Annotated in this window: 17 protein-coding genes; 15 read left to right on the top strand and 2 right to left on the bottom strand. The window is 51.9% G+C overall.

Annotated features, from left to right (window positions below; all coding sequences use genetic code 11):
• The first annotated feature begins 31 nt into the window (after positions 1-31).
• The 9 genes from IEY46_RS28070 (at position 32) to IEY46_RS28030 (ending at position 12,307) form a co-directional block, all read left to right on the top strand.
• Positions 32-1,480, top strand: a complete 1,449-nt coding sequence (locus IEY46_RS28070; protein ID WP_188997417.1) for a DEAD/DEAH box helicase — start codon at positions 32-34, stop codon at positions 1,478-1,480.
• A 139-nt stretch (positions 1,481-1,619) separates the two neighbouring features.
• Positions 1,620-2,687: a dual-specificity RNA methyltransferase RlmN gene (gene rlmN, locus IEY46_RS28065; protein ID WP_188997415.1), complete on the top strand. Its 1,068-nt coding sequence runs from the start codon at positions 1,620-1,622 to the stop codon at positions 2,685-2,687.
• Positions 2,688-2,950: 263 nt separating this feature from the next.
• On the top strand, positions 2,951-3,760 hold the full coding sequence (locus IEY46_RS28060; protein ID WP_188997413.1) for a GDSL-type esterase/lipase family protein: 810 nt from the start codon (positions 2,951-2,953) through the stop codon (positions 3,758-3,760).
• A complete protein-coding gene (locus tag IEY46_RS28055; RefSeq protein ID WP_188997411.1) occupies positions 3,757-4,674 on the top strand; it encodes an ABC transporter ATP-binding protein in 918 nt (305 codons plus the stop codon). The genes IEY46_RS28060 and IEY46_RS28055 overlap by 4 nt, the downstream gene beginning before the upstream one ends.
• Complete coding sequence (locus IEY46_RS28050) at positions 4,667-5,647, top strand: ABC transporter permease (RefSeq protein ID WP_188997409.1); 981 nt, start codon at positions 4,667-4,669, stop codon at positions 5,645-5,647. Before IEY46_RS28055 ends, IEY46_RS28050 begins: the two co-directional genes overlap by 8 nt.
• A gap of 237 nt (positions 5,648-5,884) precedes the next feature.
• Positions 5,885-8,965, top strand: a complete 3,081-nt coding sequence (locus tag IEY46_RS28045; RefSeq protein WP_188997407.1) for an S-layer homology domain-containing protein — start codon at positions 5,885-5,887, stop codon at positions 8,963-8,965.
• Between the two features lie 411 nt (positions 8,966-9,376).
• A complete protein-coding gene (locus IEY46_RS28040; protein WP_188997405.1) occupies positions 9,377-9,862 on the top strand; it encodes a glutathione peroxidase in 486 nt (161 codons plus the stop codon).
• 181 nt (positions 9,863-10,043) lie between these two features.
• Positions 10,044-10,943 (top strand): DUF6612 family protein, encoded by a 900-nt coding sequence (locus tag IEY46_RS28035; RefSeq protein WP_188997403.1) that lies wholly within the window; start codon positions 10,044-10,046, stop codon positions 10,941-10,943.
• Between the two features lie 239 nt (positions 10,944-11,182).
• Positions 11,183-12,307: a glycosyltransferase gene (locus tag IEY46_RS28030; RefSeq protein ID WP_188997401.1), complete on the top strand. Its 1,125-nt coding sequence runs from the start codon at positions 11,183-11,185 to the stop codon at positions 12,305-12,307.
• Positions 12,308-12,384: 77 nt separating this feature from the next.
• Here IEY46_RS28030 and IEY46_RS28025 read toward each other — a convergent pair whose 3' ends face one another.
• Together IEY46_RS28025 and IEY46_RS28020 are read right to left on the bottom strand one after the other, a co-directional pair.
• Positions 12,385-13,395 carry an LLM class flavin-dependent oxidoreductase gene (locus tag IEY46_RS28025; protein ID WP_188997399.1) on the bottom strand — a complete coding sequence of 337 codons (1,011 nt, stop codon included), beginning with the start codon at positions 13,393-13,395 and terminating at the stop codon, positions 12,385-12,387.
• Positions 13,396-13,541: 146 nt separating this feature from the next.
• A complete protein-coding gene (locus IEY46_RS28020) occupies positions 13,542-14,261 on the bottom strand; it encodes a 3-ketoacyl-ACP reductase (RefSeq protein ID WP_188997398.1) in 720 nt (239 codons plus the stop codon).
• A gap of 357 nt (positions 14,262-14,618) precedes the next feature.
• Here IEY46_RS28020 and IEY46_RS28015 point away from each other — a divergent pair, with 357 nt between their 5' ends.
• The 6 genes from IEY46_RS28015 (at position 14,619) to IEY46_RS27990 (ending at position 19,990) form a co-directional block, all read left to right on the top strand.
• Complete coding sequence (locus tag IEY46_RS28015) at positions 14,619-15,815, top strand: ParM/StbA family protein (RefSeq protein WP_188997396.1); 1,197 nt, start codon at positions 14,619-14,621, stop codon at positions 15,813-15,815.
• 53 nt (positions 15,816-15,868) lie between these two features.
• A complete protein-coding gene (locus IEY46_RS28010) occupies positions 15,869-16,255 on the top strand; it encodes a hypothetical protein (protein ID WP_188997394.1) in 387 nt (128 codons plus the stop codon).
• A gap of 678 nt (positions 16,256-16,933) precedes the next feature.
• On the top strand, positions 16,934-17,662 hold the full coding sequence (locus tag IEY46_RS28005) for an amino acid ABC transporter ATP-binding protein (RefSeq protein ID WP_188997392.1): 729 nt from the start codon (positions 16,934-16,936) through the stop codon (positions 17,660-17,662).
• Positions 17,663-17,685: 23 nt separating this feature from the next.
• Complete coding sequence (locus IEY46_RS28000) at positions 17,686-18,594, top strand: transporter substrate-binding domain-containing protein (protein ID WP_188997390.1); 909 nt, start codon at positions 17,686-17,688, stop codon at positions 18,592-18,594.
• Between the two features lie 79 nt (positions 18,595-18,673).
• On the top strand, positions 18,674-19,324 hold the full coding sequence (locus IEY46_RS27995) for an amino acid ABC transporter permease (protein ID WP_188997388.1): 651 nt from the start codon (positions 18,674-18,676) through the stop codon (positions 19,322-19,324).
• Positions 19,325-19,339: 15 nt separating this feature from the next.
• Complete coding sequence (locus tag IEY46_RS27990; protein ID WP_188997386.1) at positions 19,340-19,990, top strand: amino acid ABC transporter permease; 651 nt, start codon at positions 19,340-19,342, stop codon at positions 19,988-19,990.
• Positions 19,991-20,005 lie beyond the last annotated feature (15 nt).

Here is a 20,005-nt window from a genome sequence, read left to right as displayed (position 1 = left end):
TACGCCAAATACAAAGCAGAAGAGGCTAATCATGAGCGAGCAAACATTCAAAGACTATGCATTAAGCGAAGATCTCCAAAAGGCGCTGGATAATCTGGGCTACGAAATACCCACAGAGGTACAACAAAAGGTTCTGCCTGAGGCGCTTCAGAGAAAGGACCTGGTTGTAAAATCGCAGACGGGGAGCGGGAAGACGGCAGCATTCGGCATTCCGCTCTGCGAGCTGGTTGACTGGAACGAGAACAAACCCCAGGCGCTCGTCCTTACCCCTACCCGGGAGCTTGCGGTGCAGGTGCAGGAAGATTTGACCCATATCGGGCGGTTCAAACGCATTAAGGTAGCGGCCGTCTATGGCAAGCAGCCGTTCACCGTGCAAACCGCGGAGTTAAAGCAAAGAACCCATATCATCGTCGGAACCCCCGGCCGCGTTCTGGACCATATCCAGAGAGGCACGATTACGCTTGGACGTATTTCCTGTCTGGTCATCGATGAAGCGGATGAGATGTTGAATATGGGTTTTATCGAGCAGGTTGAGGCGATTATCCGGGCGCTGCCGGAGAAGCGTGTGACCATGCTGTTCTCGGCTACGCTGCCGAAGGATGTAGAGGGCCTGTCCCTGAAATATATGAACAATCCCGTTCCTATTGAAATTCAGGCAGCGGGTGTTACGACGCAGGATATCCAGCATGCCTTGATTGAGGTAAAGGATGCCGGCAAGTGGCCTCTGCTGCAAGCGGTCACGGTCGTCGAGAATCCCGACAGCTGTATCATTTTCTGCCGGACAAAGGAACAGGTGGACCAGCTGTTTGTGAAAATGGCGGGGCAAAGTTATTCATGCGACAAAATCCACGGAGGCCTCGAGCAGGAGGTTCGCTTTGAGGTGATGAATGCGTTCAAACGCGGACAATTCCGTTATTTGATCGCGACCGACGTAGCCGCCAGAGGCATCGATATCGACAATATTACGCTGGTCATTAATTATGATCTGCCGATGGAGAAGGAAAGCTATGTGCACCGTACGGGAAGAACCGGCCGGGCGGGAAGGCAGGGCAAAGCGATTACGTTCGCGACTCCTCATGAAGGCAAATTTCTCACTGATATCGAACGTTATATCGGTTTTGCCATTCCCGTTGTGAAAGCTCCGTCCAGGGAGCAGGTAGCTCTGAGGGAAGCGGCTTTCGAGGCGAAATCTCAGGCCCGGACCCAGCTCAAAGAATCCAGGAATGAGCGGCTGAACGTGGACATTATGAAGCTCTATTTCAACGGCGGCAAGAAGAAGAAGCTGCGGGCCGTCGATTTTGTCGGTACGATTGCCCGGATCGAGGGAGTAACGGTTGAAGACATCGGGATTATTGCAATTCAGGACAATGTAACCTATGTGGATATTTTGAACGGGAAGGGACCGCTGGTTCTGGAAACGATGAAGACTACAAGTGTTAAGGGGAAGCTTTTGAAGGTGCATAAAGCCTTGAAGAAGTAAGAAGGAAGGGCGCGTGCTAATCTTCCCTTGCAGCCCAATAACTCCCCTTGTGTTCGCCGAATATATTTGGGACAATAAGAGACAACCGGCGGGAAATCCGGGCTCTATTATTTTAATGTTTTTGAAAAGAGGATAATAAATGAATAAAGAATCCATATATGGCTTGACTCTGGATCAGCTGACCGTCTGGCTGGGGGAGCATGGACACCGGAAGTTCCGCGCCGCCCAGGTATGGGAGTGGCTATACAGGAAGCGGGTAACAGCGTTCTCCGACATGACTGATGTCCACCCCGCATGCATCGCCGTGCTCGAGGAGCATTTTGATATATCCACTTTAAGTGAGCATGTGAAACAGGAGTCGGCAGACGGCACGATCAAGTTTCTGTTTCGGCTGGCAGACGGCAATCTCATTGAAACGGTGCTTATGACGCATAAATTCGGGCTATCGGTATGCGTGACCACGCAGGTAGGCTGCAACATCGGCTGCAGTTTTTGCGCCAGCGGGCTGCTCCCCAAGAGCCGGGATTTAACCGGCGGGGAAATAGTCGAGCAGATCATGAAGGTACAGCTTCACCTGGATCAGGAGGGCAGGGGCGGCAAGGTCAGTCATGTGGTGGTGATGGGCATCGGCGAGCCTTTCGATAATTTCCGGAATCTGTCCGATTTCCTGCGTATCATTAAGGACCACAAGGGGCTTGCGATCGGGGCCAGACATATTACGGTGTCAACCAGCGGCCTGGCCGACAAAATCATCGAATTCACCGATTCCGACCTGCAGGTAAATCTGGCGGTCTCCCTGCATGCGCCCAATAACGGGCTGCGAACACAGATTATGAAAATAAACCGTGCGATTCCCATCGAGAAGCTGATGCAGGCCATCCAGTACTACTGGGACAAGACGAATCGGCGGATTACGCTGGAATATATTCTGCTGAAGGATGTCAACGACCAGCGGGAGCATGCGCTGCAGCTGGCTGAACTGATCGGCGCCAACCGTCAGCTTGCCAATGTGAATCTAATTCCCTACAATCCGGTGGATGAGCACAGCCAGTATCAAAGAAGCGAGCAGGAGTCGATCCGTGCGTTCTACGATACGCTCAAGAAACAGGGCGTCAGTGTAAGCGTCCGTCTGGAGCATGGCACCGACATCGATGCTGCCTGCGGACAGCTGAGAAGCAAACAAATCAAGGAAGACCAAGCGGTATAACGTCTGGTTAGGGCGCTTTACCGCTGATTAACGGCAGGCTGGGAGCCTTCTCCTGGCCGCTGTTCACATGCATTCCATCCAAACCTGCTTTCGGAACTACCGGGGGCAGGTTTTTTTTAAGCTATCAAAAAGTGATAATTTGAAGGGGAGAACGTACTTTTCCGCTAATAGCCGGCTAAAAGCCGTTCTTCTTAAGTTAGATTTCAGCTTGCTATGCTATACATGTATAAACAGGAACCTGTCCAAGGGAGGCAAGCAAAAATATGATCAGGGACAAAGCCATCAAATGGCTGATCTGTCTATCGGCTCTATCCTGTCTGATCTGGATGGGCGGATTGGCCTGGACGCTGCAGGAAACCTTCAGCGGCGCATCGGCCGCACCCCTAACAGGGACAGCCCCCGCAGAGGAACAGACGCCTGAGCCCGCCGCGGATGATGGATCATTCCGGCTGCTGGCGCTCGGGGATTCGCTTACCAGAGGAGCCGGGGATCCTGAAGGCAAAGGGTATGTGGGTTATTTACAGGAGAATATGAAGGAGAAATCCGGAAGGGATATTGCGCTGACCAATTATGGCGTGAACGGGCAAATTGCCAGCCAGTTGGCGGAACAGCTTGGACAAAGCAAGACGAAGAACGAGGTCAAGACCGCCGACGTTATTGTGCTCAGCATCGGCGGGAATGATCTGTTCCAAGGCGGACAAACACTGGGCAATCTGGAGCAGGCCAATATCAGCACGATCGAGGAGGCCTATCTGCTCCAGCTCGATTCCATTCTGAAGCAGCTTCGGGAGAACAATGCCGACGCCCGCATTTTCCTGATTGGTTTATATAATCCGTTCGGCTCTTTGGATAACGCGGCAGCGACGACCCGGATTGTACGGGAATGGAATTACAAGGCGGCCGAGGTTGCCGCTGCCTATCCGCAGACCGTGCTTGTCCCTACCGCAGATTTGTTTCAATTACAGGTTCAGGATTACCTGGCGCGGGATCTGTTTCACCCGAATGCCGCGGGCTACCGCCTGATCGGGGAACGGGTAGCTTCGTTGATCACGTGGGAGGGGGTGAAGGGATGAGCAGCGATGGTATCACATTGGCGGTGCAGGGTCTGAGGAAGGTGATCGGCAAGCGGGAGATCATCCATCACCTGGATTTTGAGCTGCGCCGCGGCGAAGTGTTCGGTTTTCTGGGGCCTAACGGCGCCGGGAAAACAACGACCATCCGGATGCTGGTGGGACTGATTAAGCCGACTTCCGGTTCGATCCGCATATGCGGCTATGATCTGAGCAAGCAGTTCTCCGAGGCGATGGACAATATGGGTTGTATTGTCGAGAATCCGGAGCTGTACTCGTATTTGAGCGGCTGGCGGAACCTGCAGTATTTTGCCCGGATGATGGATGGTATCGACGAAGCGAGGATGAATGAGGTGATCGCGCTGGTCGGCCTTGACGCCCGGATCCATGACAAAGTTAAGACCTATTCACTGGGTATGCGCCAGCGGCTGGGTATCGCCCAGGCACTGTTGGGAAGGCCGAAGGTGCTGATTCTGGACGAGCCGACCAATGGACTCGATCCTTCCGGCATCCGCGAAATGCGTGAGTTTATCCGTTATCTGGCCGAGCAGGAGGGCCTGAGTGTATTAGTATCCAGTCATTTGCTGAGTGAAATCCAGCTGATGTGCGACCGGGTGGCCATTATTTCTAAAGGACGGGTCGTCCGCGTAGATACCGTGAACAATCTACTGGCTCACCAGGAGCGGGTCCACTGGCGTTTATCCCCTCAGGAACAGGGATTGCAGGTGTTGAAGGGGTTGACTGGTGCGGTGGAAATGGATGGGGAGCTGGTGAAAACGCCTTTTGTCGCGGAGCAGACCGGACATTGGAACCGGGCCCTGGTGGAAGCGGGCGTTACGGTGATGGAAATGAGCCGCAAGCTTCCTTCGCTGGAGGATCTGTTCATCGAATTGACGGGTGGTGAGGGCATTGATTAACCTTGTCTATAACGAGATGGTGAAGCTGGCGGGGAAACGGAGATTGCTGGTGGTCACCTTCATCATCGCCATCCTGATTTCTCTGTTCACGTATGCCCAGCTTCGTCAGGCCGAAGAGAACCGCAAACGTTTCGGCGACGTGGATTGGCGGATTGCGTTGGAGCAGCAGCTGGCAGGCTGGGAGAACCGGGTATCGAGCGGACGGACATCGGAGGAAGCTGGAGAGAATCTGAAGGTGCGCATTGAGCAGCAGCGGTATTATCTGGACCATAATATCAATCCGTCCGAGCCGGGAGCGCCTACCTTCGTGCGCGGTTTTGTGGGCAACGGGATTAATCTGCTGCTGCCGCTCATGATGATGATTATTGCGGCTGATATCGTTTCATCGGAATACAGCGCCGGAACGATCAAGGTGCTGCTGACCCGCAAAGTGAAGCGTTGGCGGATTCTGCTCAGCAAATATTTGGCGCTCACACTCTGCGTATCGCTGATCATTACGATATTCGGTTTATTGGCGACGCTGATATCGGGAGCCGTGTTCGGCTTTAAAGGCTGGGAGGCCCCTGTATTGACGGGATTCACCGTAACTGGCGGGGTGCTTGACGCCTCAGGGGTGCACAGCCTCCCGCAGTGGCAGTATATCATCATGGAGCTTGGCCTGGCCTGGTTCGTGTCCCTTGTGGTGGCAACGATCACCTTCATGCTCTCCGTGCTCTTCCGCAGCACGGCGGCGGTTATGGGGGTCATGCTGGCCTGTCTAATCGCCGGTACCATTCTGAGCTCGATGGTGGCATCGTGGGAATCGGCCAAATATTTATTTATGGTCAATCTTCAGCTCATCCAGTACCTCGAGGATGCCGCCCCGCCGATTGAGGGCATGTCGCTGGGGTTTTCCTTGCTTGTGCTCCTCGTCTGGGGAGCTGCGGCTCTGACCGTAGCTTTTGCCGCCTTCACCAGGCGCGATGTTTATTAATGCCTGATCAGGAAGCAGCCGCATGCCCTCGCAGCGGCTGTTTTTTTTGGGATGACCCGCGAAAAGACCCGTAAATTCCCGCTTGGAAGAAGCCTTGGACTTCTCTGCCCGCTGCCAGTGTAAATAAGAGCAAGCCTGCATGTTTTTTTGGAAGTTAACTAAAGTAAATTATGCGGCCGGCAGCCATTTGGTATTCTTTCCTCTGACAGGACAACTTCAGGGAGAGGGATGATAGATGTGAGGAAAAGAAACAGAGGATGGAGAGCGGCGGTTGCGGCTGCGCTGATTATATCATTGATAGGATCGGTAATGCCTTGGGTTGCTGCGGCCAAGCCCAATGACACGGATGCGCATTGGGCTTCGCAAACGATGGAGAAATGGGCTGAGAACGGGCTGCTGTCGGGCTATGCGGACGGCTCCTACCAGCCCGACCAATCCGTTACGCGGGCGGAGTTCATTGCACTCGCCAACCGAGCCTATAAGCTTGAAGCCCGATCGCCGGTTGTATTCAAGGATGTTTCGGCCGGCAAATGGTACGCTCCTGAATTTGGCAAAGCTGTTGCGGCAGGTTATATTTCCGGTTACGAGGACGGAACGGCGCGGCCGGCGAAGCAGGTTACCCGCCAAGAAGCGGCGCTTATGCTGTTCAAGCTTGCGAAGCTGGACCTTGAACCGGCGGGAGGCTCGGGCACGGGCTTCACTGACGATGCCCTTCTTGCGGGCTGGGGCAGGACAGCCGTTGCCGCGGTATCGGCCCGGAACTGGCTGTCGGGCTACCCCGACGGCAGCTTTAAGCCCGACCGCGCCATGACAAGGGCCGAGGCCGTTGTTGTGCTGGACCGGGCCTTGAGTGATGTCAATTCCGGGGAGGTGCCGGAGCCGGAGGATAAGGTATACAAGGAAGCGGGCACCTATGGCCCCTCCGAGGGAGTAGAGGAAGTGGCGGGCAATGTTGTCATTTCTGCGGCGGGCGTGAAGCTGCGCAATATGGTGATTACCGGAAACCTTACGCTGGATCAAGGCATCGGGGAAGGCGATGTGCATCTGGAAAACGTGACCGTGCAGGGAACAACGACGGTACACGGCGGCGGTGCCAACAGCGTTTATCTGAACGATTCCACGTTCCATTTGATCATCGTGAGCAAGCTGACCGGGCAGGTGCGTCTTGTCCTGGAGGGAAACACCATTGTGGATGCGATGCAGGTTCTATCCAGACTGATCCTGGTTCTCTCCGGCAGCAGCTCGATCGGGACGATGGAAGTGCGCGCTGTCCTTGCCGTGACCGGCCAAGGCTTGATTACAGAGGCTTTGCTGTATGTGACGGGTTCAACCTTCGAGAGGAAGCCGGGGAAGCTGACCCCTAAATACCCGGCAGAGCCCGACCCGGCTCCGAATGCGCCTTATCCCGGAGGAGGCGGGATTAGCGTTCCCGACCCGGCTCCTGTTATTACAGGTGTTCAGGATGGACAGACCTATTGGTCTTATGTGACTCCGGCAAGCACAGGCGCCATCACATCAGCCGTTCTGGAGAAGGATGGAATTGCGGTTGCTTCATACGCTTATGGAGACCTCATCAAAGAGAGCGGCGATTATGTGCTGACCCTGGGGACGGCTGGCGGCAGCCGGAGCACGGTCCGCTTCAAGCTGAGATCCGATGTGAAGCTGACTGCCCTGCAGGAGGAAATCATCTACAGGGATCATAAGCTGACATTTCCGGTGCATCTGAGCAATAACGGGGCTGATTATGACCAGGCGGTCAACAGTTTGAAGATAAGCATTAGCGGCTTGGCGGCTGACGCGCGCACATTGTCCGCGGATTATGAGACTTCGGATGGAAGGTCAATCAGCGGTCTGCTGCTGGAGCGCGACGGAGAAGCCTTTAGCACTGCATCATTTCAGCAAGCTTCCTTCAAGATAATCAAAGGCCAGGATCTGACGGTGATCTATACGATGGATCTGGGGCCGTCGCTACAAGAGCGTTCCATTCAACTCGAGTCCTGGGTGGGATCGGCGGATAATGTCTCACAGCAGCAAGCTATTGCGCGTCTGCAAGCTTTGCATTTCACCGCCGAAGCGGATCCGGCAGCGCCGGTTACGGATCTGTCTGTAACCGCCAAGACGGGCACAACCGTGGATATGAGCTTCACGCAGCCGTCAGGGGCTGAGAATGTCTTCCTGGAGCTGTCTGAAGACAATGGCGGCAGCTGGAGGGCCGCTGCGACAAGTGAGCAGCTCACAGCCCTGTCTGCCTCGGCTCAAGTCATCGGTCTGGAACAGGGTACTTCTTATCACTTGCGCTTGAGAGTCGCCGGCGGATGGCATGCAGGCGTGTCGAATACGGTCGCTGTCACGACTAACGAACCGGATCCTGTTGTCACGGGTGTGCAGGATGGACAAACATATCCATCCTATGTGACCCCCCAAAGCGCCGAAGGCAAGACGATTATTGCGGCAATCCTGGTCAAGGATGGCGTAGAGGATGAATATTACGAGCTGGGCAATACACTCACGGAGAGCGGTTCCTACGAACTGACGGTAACGGAGGATAATCTGGCCATGACCACGATCCGGTTCGCATTGGTTCCTCTTACGCAGCTTACGGTTATAAATGATGATCAATATCGGGTCAATTATGTGATCAGCGAGCACAGGCTGTCTATTCCGGTACATGTTGCAAATACAGGGGCGGACTTTGCGGATGCGGTCAATGGTGTAAAGCTGACTGCTCCTGGCCTGGACGGAGATGTAGACAGTTTAAGGGTACTTTACGGTGATGCGGGATCTTCCCCCTATGCGTTTTTCTATCTCTACAGGGAAGAGGACACGGATGATTTCTTTGGAACGTTCCCGCCTTCGCCTTATACGCTCGACAGCGGATGGGACCAGAATGTGAATTATTCGGTGGAACTCCCGCCTTCCTGGTCCGAGCGTATGATTCATGTTGAGGCATGGGTGGCTTCCGTACAGAATCCTTCGCAGGCTGCGGCGATTGCCCAAATTGAGACCGTGAACTTTCTAGTGGAAGCGGATCAGCCTGCGCTGATTAACGATCTGGCGGTGATGGATATTACAGATACAACAATCATGGTTCTTTACTCCAGCCCCCACCTGGCAACGGAGATGAGTATTGAGATATCCGAAGATGGCGGGGAAACCTGGCAGAGCGCCGACACCCAGTCTCCCTTAACCGTGGATTCCAATTATGCAAGGGTGGTTGGGCTGTCGGCCGGTACCGCGTACCGTATCCGGTTGAACGTAGCGGATGGTATTAATGCAGGTCCGTCCAATGAAGTGACGGCTACTACGCTACCTTCGTGACCCTCCATCATTGAACGCTAATGATTGGAATTGACGTTGGAAGAGGGTCATCGGTAGTTAGCCGGATGCAGGGCGGGTAACGGTGATGAATATAGGAATTTATCGCAAAAAATCAAAGAGCCGAAAGGGGAACGAAGTTTCCCTTCCGGCTCTTCTTCGGCTGCATTTGCAAGCTGCCCCTATCCTTCCGATGCTTGAAGACGGAATGTTGATAATGGATAGAATCCTTTCTGTGGATAATATGTGCATAACTTGGGGACAAGTATTTAATTCTTCAAGTCGGGTTCGCAAAGAAGGTCGGAGCGGGCGATCAGGAAGCAGGGCAGGTTGACATTCGGAGCCGGGAACGGTATATTATACACAATTAAATTGTGAGCAATTTAAAATAGGGTTGATGGAGGGATTATATTTATGTCCGTTTATGACTACACGGTTAAAACTGCGGCAGGGGAAGAGAAACCGCTGTCGGATTACAAAGGAAATGTGCTGCTCATTGTGAACACGGCTAGCGCTTGCGGTCTGACGCCACACTACAAAGGCCTTCAGCAGCTTTATGATACCTACAAGAATAACGGCCTTGTCGTGTTGGGTTTCCCCAGCAATCAGTTCAATAACCAGGAGCCGGGCACGGATGAGGAAATCCAGACCTTCTGCGAACTGAATTACCAAGTGACGTTCCCCGTGTTCTCCAAGGTAGACGTGAAGGGCGAGCATGCCATTCCGCTGTATAAATATTTGGTCGAGGAGGTTCCGGAGCCTTACCGCACAGGGGATATTGAGTGGAATTTTGTTAAATTCCTGGTCGATGCCGACGGCAAGGTCATCAAGCAGTATTCGGCCCGAACAGAGCCGGAAGCTATTGAAGCGGACGTACAAGAGCTGCTGGAAGCCAAGTAGGAGCCTAATGATGGAGAACCCTTAAGTCCAGGGGTTCTTTTTTTCTTTGCCCATAACGCCGCTGAATCAGGGGGGAGGAGATCTCTATTATCAATATTTGCTAAAGATTCGAATCTTTCTGTTACAACTATACAAAATCTGGTTAAGACAAGGGGAATACAAATTATGGGAGGGCAATAAATTGAAGAAATGGACAGCAGGTTTACTCACAGCAATCATGGTATTAGGTATCACCGCATGCGGATCGAAGGAAAATAATGAGCCTGATGGGGGCACCAGCGGCACACCGGTTAATGAATCAACCAATTCGGGAAAGACGCCTGACGCAGGAACGACAGTCAAGGATTCTGGATCGATCCCGACGGTAGACGAACTTATTCAGAAATCAACGGATGCAAGCATAGCGTTAAAAAGCTTCTCCATGGAGGCCAAAGTCAACCAAAACATTACGATGGGCGAAGGCGATCAGAAGCAGGAGCAGAAGATTGACCTGAATATGAAATCGGACCTCATCAAGGAACCGCTTCAAATGTACCAGGATATTGAAATGAAAATGGCGGATGGCTCGCAATCCATCAAGCAGTATATTATGGAGGACGGCATCTACTCCCAGGTAGACGGAAACTGGGCCAAGCTTCCTAATGAAATGAAGGATCAAATGATCGCCAGCATGGCAAACACCATCAAACCGGAGAGCCAGATGGAGCAGTTCAAGTCTATCTCCAAAGACACGAAAGTCACGGAAGAAGGAGACCATTACGTGATGACAGCCGAGCTCTCCGGAGACGGCGTGAAGGAATTGGCGAAGTCCCTGATGAGCCAGGCTGGTGGCGGCAGCAATGAGCAAGTGGCGGCGATGATGGATTCAATGAACATCAAGAATATTAAAATCGTTTATGGCGTAGACAAGAAAACATATCTTCCCACCAAGTCGGATGTTGCCATGACGATGGATATGGACCAGGAAGGTCAGAAAGTATCGCTGGATATGGTCATGGCCAGCACAATCTCCAACCATAATGAAATCAAAGAGATCAAAGTGCCACAGGAAGCACTGGATGCTCCTAGCTCACCGCAATAAAGCAGCAAGCAAAGCCGCTGGTTCCTCCATGGATCCGGCGGTTTTTTTCTGTCCGCCGCCGCCTGTTCTTCGGTTCGGTTATTGCCGGATCACCCTGGCAGCTGTTCTCGGCAGCGCGCCCCCATCCCTTCCATTTCAGGGACAGAAAAATCGCGCCAGCCCATTCGTTTCCCTCCACATTGCCATAGATTAGTGAAGGTTCTTGACTTCAACACAGGAGAATGGAGGGTGCGAAGACGATGGCAAATTACCAAGTCACGTGGAAGGGGCCCATGCATAGAAACAGCGGTCTAGGCGTTGCAAGCCGAGAATACGTCCGGGCATTAAGGCGCCAGGGGGTGGATGTGAAGCAGGGAACGTCTTACCAGGGATTCGTACCGCAAGGCATAGGAAAGAAACGCCGGGTCTTGATCTATCACTTCCTTCCGAATACGATCAACCTGGCGAAAGAAAGGAAGTTATACAATCGGATTATTCTGAATACGGTTTGGGAAACAACCCGGATCCCCGGAAATTGGGTTCCCTATATCAACAAATTCGATGCGGTTTGTGTGCCTTCCACCCACAATAAGCAAGCATTGAGAAGAAGCGGTGTAAGGGTTCCGGTATCGGTTGTTCCCCATGGCATAAATGCCGCACTCTATAAGCCGGACAACATGAAGCTGCCTGTTCCAAATGCAGAAGGACGGTTTGTTTTTGTCTCCGTTTTTGGATTTCAGCACCGCAAAAATCCCGAAACGTTGTTAAGGGCGTACTGGGAGGCATTTTCGGCTGCAGACAATGTCATGCTCGTTATCAAAACAAACGGCTATTCGCCCCACGAGACTGAAGGATGGATCATGAAACGGATTCAGCGCTATAAAGACAGTCTGGGGATCCGTAAGCCAACGGCTCCTGTAGTCGTGCTTGCCCATCGGATGAGCAACGAGCAGCTTAAAGGCATCTATACGAGGGGGGATGCTTTCGTGCTTCCAACCCGGGGAGAAGGAGTAGGGCTTCCGTTTCTGGAGTCATTATCCAGTGGAACCCCTGTAATTGCTACGGGATGGGGCGGACATATGGATTTTCTGACCCCGCGGAATTCCTTCCTGGTCAGCTACACGCTGCGGAATCCGGCTGGAAGCATGAACAGCAAACATGCCATATCCCGTCAATTCCGCGGTTTGTTTGCCCGCAAGGGACAGCTCTGGGCGGAACCGGATAGAAACAGTCTGAAGAGGCAGATGAGACTGGCCTTTCAAAACCCCGGTTTATGCAGGCAGAAAGGGGAGCAGGGCAGACGGGATGTAGCCCGGCTAAGTTGGGGCCGTTCGGGTGTATTGATGAAGCAGGCCATTGAGCGGGCCGTGTATTCCCGAAGTTAATCCGAGGGGAACCCTGCCATGCCAGGCAGCAAAAAGAAGGGCATCCCCTGAAAGATGCCCTGCACTTCTTCTATACATCAGCGATGCGTAACAACCTCAGCCAGCAGCTGATAGGATCTCAAGCGTGCTTCATGATCGTAGATCTGGGAGGCGACAATACATTCGTCGGCGCCTGTCTCCTCGAGATAGACCGGCAGCCGCTTGCGAATCGTATCTTGGTCGCCAACAATGGCATAGCTCAGCTGCCTCTCGACGAGAGCCTGCTCCTGCTCATTCCAAAGAGCGTCCATGCTGTCCACCGGCGGGCTTAAACGCGCGGTGCGCCCGCGGATGAGGTTGAGAAACTGCTGCTGCTGGGAGGTAGCCAATCTTGCGGCTTCCTGCTGCGTGTCAGCCGCAACGACGTTCAGGCCGATCATAACATAAGGTTTGTCCAGCGCTTCAGACGGCCGGAAGTGGCTGCGGTACAATTCGATGGCAGGGAGCAGATAATCCGGTGCAAAATGGCTGGCAAAAGCGAACGGCAGCCCTAGCTGACCCGCCAATTGGGCGCTGAAGCCGCTTGAGCCGAGCAGCCATATCGGGATATCCAGCCCTTCGCCGGGAACGGCCCGTACACCCATCGGAGACCCGCTCGAAGGGTTGAAATAGCTTTGCAGCTCGCTCAACAGCTCGGGGAAGTCCTGGCCGCCGCTGCCCAAGCCGCGCCGCAGCGCGCGGGCTGCCGCCTGGTCGGATCCGGGCGCTCTCCCCAGACCGAGGTCAATACGGCCGGGGTATAAGGATTCAAGCGTCCCGAACTGTTCGGCAATCACCAAAGGGGCGTGGTTAGGCAGCATGATGCCTCCGGAACCGACACGGATGGTTTTCGTTCCGCCGGCTACGTGGCCTATGATTACAGAGGTCGCGGAACTGGCAATTCCCGGCATATTATGATGTTCCGCAAGCCAGTACCGATGGTAACCCCAATTCTCGGCATGGCGCGCAAGATCAAGCGTATTGCGAAAGGAATCGGCCGGCGTGTTTCCGGCAATAACCGGAGCCAGGTCAAGGACAGAGAGTCGGATGTCTATGGTTGGATTGGGCATGGCTCATTCCTCCTTCAGATAGGCTAAGGGGAGGGGAAGACCCTCCGGTACAAGAAGAAACGGCTGCGCCGTCTTCTGGAAATAAAGTTAGTTTCTTCCCGTAACCCCGATGCCTTGTATCAGGGACAGGGTGTGCAAACGGTAAGTTATTGGGGATTGGTCGTCCAGATCCCGGCTGTTTTCAGCAGGACCCGATCGGGAAGCTTAAGCGTCGCCAAAATCAATTCCGCCACATCCTCCGGCTGCATCATCCTATCCTCGTCGCCGATTGGAAGCCCGGCCTTCACCGCCAGCTCCGTATTTACGGTGCTCGGAGTAAGCGCGGTAACACGGATATTGAGTTTGCGGACTTCCTGCATAAGCGATTCGGTAAAGCCCATAATGGCGAATTTGGAGGCACAATATGCGGAGCCGGTTGCAAAGCCGCGTTCGCCGGCTGTTGAAGAAATATTGATTATGCTGCCGCTGCCTTGTTCCAGCAGTACGGGCAGGACCGCGCGAGTCACATAATAAGTTCCCATAAGATTGGTTTGAATAATCCGTTCCCACAGTTCCGGCTCCATATCGATAATGGTTCCGAACTGGCCAAATCCCGCATTGTTGATCAATATATCGACACCGCCGAGACTGGCGGTCAGGGTGCGGATGGCTTCGTCTACGGCTGGTTTCTCGCTTATATCAGCGGAGGCAAAATAGACATTGACACCGTAGGTGCCGCTTAATTCCGACTGAAGAGCCTTGAGGTCATCCCTGTTTCTGGCGATTAGACCCAGATTTACGCCTTCTTGGGCCAGAGTGACAGCTGTAGCTTTGCCAATGCCTTTGCCGGCACCTGTTATAATAGCTGCTTTATTCTTTAATTCCATATCCATCACTCCCGATTATCATTTGGATCTATGCATCAGCTTGCCCATGTAACCAGACCGCCATGTATTTCCATTCGAACAAACGCGAGCAGAACAGCCCTTATTTAAGTATGAAACAACGGGTTTCTTTTAACAAGTACACACTTTTTAGTACCCTACTTACTTTTTGTATATTCTTAAAAGAAAAGACGCAAATATCCAGCATTTGCGTGGAAAAAACAAATTTCGACCCTTCCTGAGAAAAATTTAACATGGTTATTGGGACCATAGCGGGTTGTGCAAATATCACCTTGTATGGCAAAGTAATACTAGGAACATTTTTTAACAATTGTTAGATTAATAGGAGGTAGGTTTCTTATGAAATTCCATTTTTTTGTGGGTAACGATAATGGAAACAGCGAGCATGACCTGATTATTGACGGGAAATTGGTCCAGCAGCCGAATGTGAATTGTACGGTGGACGAGCTCCCTTGGAGCGAAGAGCAGTCACCGGAGAGCTTCATCAAGAATTTACAAGAACAGCTGGTCGTTACGATTGATTCCCCGGCAGCCCGCCCAGGCATGTATTATGTTGGAAAATTCGCCCTGGAGAGCGGAGAGATTCTGGATAATCTGCAGATTGGCATTGATCTGAAAAGTGACATGGATCTCCCAATCATCAACACGCTTGCGCAAATTGCGGCTATGGCGGTCCAGAAGGCGTATGAGGAAGAGAAGAAGATACCCGACACGATTGAAGTTGAAGCGGATATGGCAACCGCACTTCCGGTTACGCAGCATACGGACGAGACCTCTCTGAAATTCGAAAAACGCTTCACCACAGGCTCCCATAACGTGACGGTCCACCTGGGCATGCAGCGGGTGGGCGTGAAAATCGTGTTCCCTTTCGCCAAAGTGGTTCCGGAAGCAACTCCAGTAATCTTTGCCCTGCAGAAGGATTCCGAGGGCAACTGGCGGGAAGGCGACATCTTCCAGTCCTTTATTGAAGCCTATGATATTGAGAAGAAGTTTAACGGCAGCTACTTCAAGGACAAGCGGATCCTTCATGTGGATATCGGCGACGGATCTACGGAATACCCAATCACCGAAGGCAACAAGTTTCTGCGTCAATTTGTCTATGGGACCCACCACGGGGCAGGCTATGCCATCGAAGAAGCGCTTGATGAGTTCAACAGGCTGATTCATCTGACGGACAGCCCGCGGCAATTCTTCAGCGATGTGCTGAAGAATCCCAAGCACAAATTCCATGCGCGTGCCATCAAGACGCTCAAGAGACCGCTGGAGAGCCAGGTCAAGCAGATTGTGCAGAACGTCAAACGCCAGCTCACCAAAACGCGGAATGAAATCGATCTGATCTGCGTATATGGCGGAGGCAGCATTCTGATGCGCTCCATGCTTCAGCCGCTTCTGGATGAGCTCTGCAAGGAACGGGAAATGAAGCTTCTCTATATTCCGGCGGATTACGCGGTCCAGATGAATGCGCTTGGACTGGATGCTTTTGTGCGGGGGAAAATTTACGAAGCACTTAAGAATAAAGCGGTGCAGCCAGTCTAAGGGGCATCTGAAGCTCGATGTAATTATCCAAGGACGCGAAGAAGGTGGAAGCCGTGAAAAAAACAAAGATGCCCGGAGACAATATCAGTTTGAAGACCAAAAAGTCGGAGGATCCCGCGATCATGCAGTGGATCAATTCGCAAACGAATTTAATGGACTCGCTCCGTTACTTGATCGAAAATGAAATTGGCCAGAACGGTGTCCGCAATCTTCAAGCCTTCATTCCAACCGAGCGCAGCACATGGAATGCATCGGGGGCAGCAGCCGGCCTGATGACGTCTTCGGCAGCAATCGGTGCCGGATCGAAAGCCAATGAAGAAGTGGCTGCCGCGTCTCTCGACTTGGAAGGTCTTGCAGCTTCGATGCAGCCTGAACAAGAGGAATCGGAACCAGCTGCCGAGGACGAATTTGACGATGAGGATATCGAGTCCTGGACATAAAAGCGAATATAAGCACTGCTAAGAATCATAAAGAAATACTTAGTAACACCTTTTTTGCCTGTGAAAACAGCGAAATCGATCCTTTTCTTCATATTTATTTAAAAAATATTATTTCCCAGGCTATAATAAACGAAATTTTTTATTTTTTTCTTTCAATTGATGATACTGAGTGGTGCTTAGTGTTACTAAGTGACTCCGAGTATTTCTCGGCAGAATGTACTGCAAATCATAGAATGATTGGTTCATACCTAGCATGGGGAGCAAGCCCGGACACTCGTCCGGGTTTTTTTTAATGTAAGAAAGTATAAGTTTTCGCTATACACAAAGGTGGCGATGCCGATTCTTCTGGAATGATAAATATTACCTGTTGGCCCAATGCTGCAGCTCCGTTAAACGCGTACAATACCGTCGGCATTTGTCTCAACATTCCGGGGCAAGTAACGGACCTGTTGGAACTTATTTTGGAGAAAAGCCTCTCATATAGGGCTGATTGTCACAAAAAAAGAATGAATGATAAAAATAGTTTGCTGTTTCCGCGTCGGATTGTATAGGTTTGCGTAAGTTAGGGTTCACAATAAAACATGCGTTATATTTTCTTACACGCATCTAACGGAAGAAAAGAAGAGGAATGATCATGATCAAACGGGTAAGCATCCTATCTCAGAAGGGGAGGGTCCATTGATTTCATTTCGTCAGGTTGAAAAGTATTATGGCGATTTTCATGTGCTGAATAATATCAATTTGCAGATTGAACAAGGTGAAGTGGTAGTCGTGGTGGGGCCGTCCGGTTCGGGCAAAAGTACGCTTCTGCGGTGCATCAATCGTTTGGAAGCGCTTAAAAGCGGCGAGCTGATTGTGAATGATGTTCCCGTCCATGACAAAAAAACGGATTTTAACAAGCTCAGACGTAATATCGGAATGGTGTTCCAGCATTTCAATTTGTATCCCCACAAGAAAGTAATCGACAATATTACACTGGCTCCGATCAAAGTGCTCGGCCTTTCGAGACAGGAGGCGGAGAAGACTGCATTGTATTATTTGGACAAAGTCGGCATTCAGGAGAAAGCCCAGCAGTATCCCTCGCAGCTCTCGGGTGGACAGCAGCAGCGTGTGGCGATTGCCAGAGGACTTGCCATGAAGCCGGAAATTATGCTGTTTGACGAGCCGACCTCTGCGCTTGACCCCGAAATGGTTGGAGAGGTGCTTGATGTCATGAAAGCTTTGGCGGATGAGGGGATGACCATGGTCGTCGTTACCCATGAAATGGGATTTGCCCGGGAGGTGGCGGACCGGATTGTGTTTATGGATAAGGGTCAAATCATTGAAGAGTCCGAACCGGAAGCGTTCTTCACGGAGCCGCGCGAAGAGAGGGCGCGTCTGTTTCTCAAGCGGGTCCTGCGACATTAATAAGCAAAAGGAGAGGATATGAAATGAAAACGAAAACATGGATGGCGGCCTGTTTGATGCTTGTGCTGATTTCCGTATTGGCCTTGGCCGGCTGCGGGGATCAGAAAGAAAGCAATAATGGCGGAAACGGCGCCAGTGGAGCAAGTGGAAATACAAGCTCCGCCGGTAAAGGGAATTCGGGGGGCAATGGTGAGGAACCACCTTCGACGAATTCCAGTATGCTGGACCAAATCAAAAGCAGGGATAAGCTGGTTGTCGGCGTTAAATTCGATACGAAGCTGTTCGGATTAAAAAATCCGATGAATGATGAAGTGGAAGGTTTTGACGTGGATATCGCGAAAGCGCTGGCTAACATTATCCTGGGTGATCCGGCCAAAGTGGAGCTCAAGGAGGTCACCTCCAAAACACGGATGCCCATGCTCAACAATGGCGAAATTGACATGATCGTTGCGACAATGACCATTACGGATGAGCGGAAGAAGGAAGTCGATTTCTCGGATGTTTATTTTAAAGCAGGGCAGTCCCTGCTCGTAAAGAAAGGAAGCGCGATCAAAGGTCTGGATGATATAACCAAGGGCACCAAGGTGCTTGCGGTGAAGGGCTCCACATCAGTCGATAACATCAAAGAAAAAGCGCCGGATGCGACCGTGCTGGAGTTCGAAAACTATCAGGATGCTTTCAGCGCACTCAAGGCAGGGCAAGGCGACACGCTGACAACGGATAACGCCATTCTGTATGGAATGGTGGCTCAGGACGGCAATTACGAGGTGGTCGGAGATACATTCACCGATGAGCCTTATGGCATTGCCATCAAGAAAGGCGAAACGGAACTGGTGGACGCGGTCAACGAAGGGCTGAAGACGCTGAAGTCCAACGGGGAATACGACAAAATTTATACGCAATGGATAGGTGAAGCACCCAAAACGGATTAACGTGAAATCGACAACAGAAGTGAGGGCGGCCGAGGCTGCCCTCTTCTGATCGCTCATAATGGCGAGGAGGTTGCAGGGGATGAACTTCTCCATCCTGACCGATTATTTCGACATTTATCTGGAAGGTTTCCTGAATACGATCTATTCCAGCATCATTGCCCTGATCGGGAGCTTTGTTCTGGGAACGATTATCGCCATCTTTCGGATCTCCTCTATCAAACCGCTCCGGTGGGCAGGGGCGGTATATGTGGAGTTTATCCGGAATATCCCACTGCTGCTGGTTGTTTTTATTTTTTTCTACGGATTGCCTTCGCTGGGGATTACGTTGTCCGGATTTGTCTGCGGTACCTTGGGGCTGACCCTGTACACGGCTTCCTTCATCGCTGAGGTCATCCGGGCCGGCATCATGTCCGTTCCCAGGGGGCAGACGGAGGCGGCGCAAGCCTCCGGGCTTACTTACGTACAAACGATGCGGTATGTCGTGCTTCCGCAAGCGGTGAAAATCGTAATCCCTCCGCTAAGCAACCAGTTTATCAATCTGGTGAAAAATTCATCGGTGCTCAGCGTTTTTGCGGGGCTCGATCTCATGTATTTTGCGGATTCGGTGGCAAGTAGTACGCTGGCCACTTTTGACACCTACATTTTTGTTGCACTGTTCTATCTTGCCCTCACGCTTCCTCTGAGTTATATGGCACTTCACTTCGAACGCAAATGGGCCCACAGCGGCTAGAAGGAGAGGGAACGGATGGATTTTGCCAATGCTTTCGCCATAGAGAATCTGAAGTTTATCCTCGAAGGCTTCTATGTCACGCTGAAGGTTGCCTTTATTTCAATTGTGCTAAGCTTTGTGCTGGGTTGTATAGTCGGAACGGTCCGTTATACTAAAATACCGGTTATTTCGCCCATTTTGGGTATCATCGTGGAAATTCTCCGCAATCTGCCGCTTCTGCTCATTATTTTCTTTACGCGTTTTGCGCTGCCGGATATCGGGATCAAACTCGGCGTTGTGAACGCGGCGATTGTCGCTCTGACCTTGTTTGAAGGGGCCATGATATCGGAGATCGTCCGCAGCGGCTTGAAATCCATTGATAAGGGGCAGATTGAAGCCGCTCGTTCTTCTGGATTAAGTTATATGCGCACCCTGTGGCATATTATCCTGCCGCAAGGGCTGCGGCGGATGGTTCCTCCCCTTGTCAGTCAGTTTATTTCCTTGCTGAAGGATACATCGCTTGCAGTTATCATTTCGCTGCCGGAGCTGATGAATCATTCCAAAATCGTCATCGGTCAAAGCTATGACTATGTTTTCCCGGTTCTGCTGGTTGCCGCAATCTTGTATTTTACGGTAAACTATGGCCTATCACTGCTGTCAAGAAGGTTTGAATCCAGGCTGTTATAACCGGATGATGGGAGG

The organism is Paenibacillus nasutitermitis (assembly GCF_014641075.1).
Classification (GTDB): domain Bacteria; phylum Bacillota; class Bacilli; order Paenibacillales; family Paenibacillaceae; genus Paenibacillus_Z; species Paenibacillus_Z nasutitermitis.
The sequence above is the reverse complement of the archived record's forward strand: the minus strand, read 5'-3'. Positions and strand labels throughout refer to the sequence as shown.

Coding starts and splice junctions, on each gene's coding strand:
- IEY46_RS28070 (WP_188997417.1), top strand. CDS start 32: ATGAGCGAGCAAACATTCAAAGACTATGCATTAAGCGAAGATCTCCAA.
- rlmN (WP_188997415.1), top strand. CDS start 1,620: ATGAATAAAGAATCCATATATGGCTTGACTCTGGATCAGCTGACCGTC.
- IEY46_RS28060 (WP_188997413.1), top strand. CDS start 2,951: ATGATCAGGGACAAAGCCATCAAATGGCTGATCTGTCTATCGGCTCTA.
- IEY46_RS28055 (WP_188997411.1), top strand. CDS start 3,757: ATGAGCAGCGATGGTATCACATTGGCGGTGCAGGGTCTGAGGAAGGTG.
- IEY46_RS28040 (WP_188997405.1), top strand. CDS start 9,377: ATGTCCGTTTATGACTACACGGTTAAAACTGCGGCAGGGGAAGAGAAA.
- IEY46_RS28030 (WP_188997401.1), top strand. CDS start 11,183: ATGGCAAATTACCAAGTCACGTGGAAGGGGCCCATGCATAGAAACAGC.
- IEY46_RS28025 (WP_188997399.1), bottom strand. CDS start 13,395: ATGCCCAATCCAACCATAGACATCCGACTCTCTGTCCTTGACCTGGCT.
- IEY46_RS28020 (WP_188997398.1), bottom strand. CDS start 14,261: ATGGAATTAAAGAATAAAGCAGCTATTATAACAGGTGCCGGCAAAGGC.
- IEY46_RS28015 (WP_188997396.1), top strand. CDS start 14,619: ATGAAATTCCATTTTTTTGTGGGTAACGATAATGGAAACAGCGAGCAT.
- IEY46_RS28000 (WP_188997390.1), top strand. CDS start 17,686: ATGAAAACGAAAACATGGATGGCGGCCTGTTTGATGCTTGTGCTGATT.
- IEY46_RS27995 (WP_188997388.1), top strand. CDS start 18,674: ATGAACTTCTCCATCCTGACCGATTATTTCGACATTTATCTGGAAGGT.
- IEY46_RS27990 (WP_188997386.1), top strand. CDS start 19,340: ATGGATTTTGCCAATGCTTTCGCCATAGAGAATCTGAAGTTTATCCTC.